The sequence below is a fragment of the Mesorhizobium sp. P5_C1 genome, assembly GCF_054049815.1.
The window spans coordinates 1-1,892 of sequence record NZ_JBFULQ010000804.1 but is presented as its reverse complement, the minus strand read 5'-3'; the positions used below and the strand labels follow the sequence as shown (position 1 = coordinate 1,892).

Here is a 1,892-nt window from a genome sequence, read left to right as displayed (position 1 = left end):
GGGCGTGCTTAGTCGGTGGATGAAGCCAGGACGATCGTCAGGCGCGGATCTTGATCCAGGTTGCCTTGAGTTCGGTGTATTTGTCGATCGCATGCAGCGATTTGTCCCGTCCGAAGCCGGACTGCTTGTAACCGCCAAAGGGCATCGTTATGTTGCTCTCATCAAAGTTGTTGACCCAGACAGAGCCCGCTCTCAGCCGGCGAGCGGTGGACAGCGCGACGTCGATGTTGTCGGTCCACACCGCGGCGGCCAGGCCATAGATGGTGTCGTTGGCGAGCGCGACCGCCTCCTCCGCCCCGGAAAATGAGATGGTGGCGAGGACGGGGCCAAAAATCTCCTCCTGCGCAATCCGCATCTTGTTGCTGACATTGTCGAAGACGGTCGGCTCGATATAGTAGCCGCCGGTCTCGCTGAGCACACGCTTGCCGCCGGACTTGAGCTCAGCTCCCTCCTTGGAGCCGATATCGATGTAATCGAGCACACGATCCATTTGAACCTGGCTGACCATGGCGCCCAGCTTCGTCGCCGCATCGAGGGGATCGCCAACCGTAAGCGTTTTCCCGACAGCAATCACCTTCTCGAGAAACACATCCTTGATTTTGGCGTCGACCAGCAGGCGCGAACCGGCGTTACAGACTTCACCCTGGTTGAAGAAGATGCCATAGGCCGCCGCTGTCGCGGCTTCGTCGAGGTTGCCACAATCGGCCATCACGATATGTGGAGTTTTGCCACCGCATTCGAGCGCCACGCGTTTCATGTTCGACTGGGCGGAATAGCTCATGAAGAGCTTGCCGACCTCGGTCGAACCAGTGAACGTCACCGCGTCGACATCCATGTGCAGGCCAAGCGCCTTGCCCGCGGTCTCGCCAAGGCCGGTGACGACGTTGAACACGCCATCGGGAATGCCAGCCTCCGCCGCGAGTTCCGCGAGCCTGATCGCGGAAAGCGGCGACTGCTCTGCCGGCTTGAGAATGACTGAGTTGCCTGCCGCGAGCGCTGGCCCGAGTTTCCAGCATGCCATCAGCAAAGGGAAATTCCACGGAACGACGGCCGCCACAACGCCTACGGGCTCACGCGTAATCATGCCCAATGCGCCGCTGCCGGTCGGGGCAATTTCGTCGTAGATCTTGTCGATCGCCTCGGCGTACCAGGCGATCGTATTGGCCGATGCCGGGACGTCGACGGAACGTGCGTCAGAAATCGGCTTGCCCATGTTCAAGGTCTCGAGCAAGGCCAGTTCATCACCGTGCTGATGCATCAGATCGGCGAACCGCTGCAGCACTTTCTTGCGTTCGCTCGGCGAGCGCCGCGACCACGAACCAGAGTCGAAAGCCTGGCGCGCGGAACGTACCGCCAGATCGACATCCGCCGCGTCGCACGACGCTATTTGGGCGAGCGTTGTTCCATTGGCGGGATTGATCGCGTCGAACACGCCACCCGACACGGCGTCGACGAATTTTCCGCCAATGAATGCCTGCTTGCGGAGATTGAGATTTGAGGCGGCTTGACGCCAGTCGATCGCGCTCATGGAGAGTGGCCTTTCTCGATAATCGATACAATGATCCAATTAACGAGAAAATAGGCCTGTCGACCGCTTGCTGTCAACATAAGATCGCGATCACAAGATTGAATCTCTGAAAACGAGCTCCTCGATGACGTTCGTTAGATATTTCTTGTGAAGATTTCCGGACGTTACACGAAAAAGCAATCTTTATAACAACCCGCACCAAAAACAGCGCTTCGGTTACTACCGAACGCTGCCACCCAAACAAAGGAGTCTGAATTCAGTCTGTAATTTTTAACGTATGCCGGAATTGTTTCTCGAGGACCTTGGATAATTTCTCCGCCAGGCGCTTGACCACTGCGACATTAATCTCTCGGTTGGTGTCGAT

1 protein-coding gene is annotated in these 1,892 nt (G+C 57.5%); it reads right to left on the bottom strand.

The window, feature by feature from the left end; translation table 11 throughout:
- Positions 1-37: 37 nt before the first annotated feature.
- Entirely contained in the window at positions 38-1,528 is a 1,491-nt protein-coding gene (locus ACXJ7R_RS31465) for an aldehyde dehydrogenase (RefSeq protein ID WP_457155212.1), read from the bottom strand.
- Between the last annotated feature and the right edge of the window lie 364 nt (positions 1,529-1,892).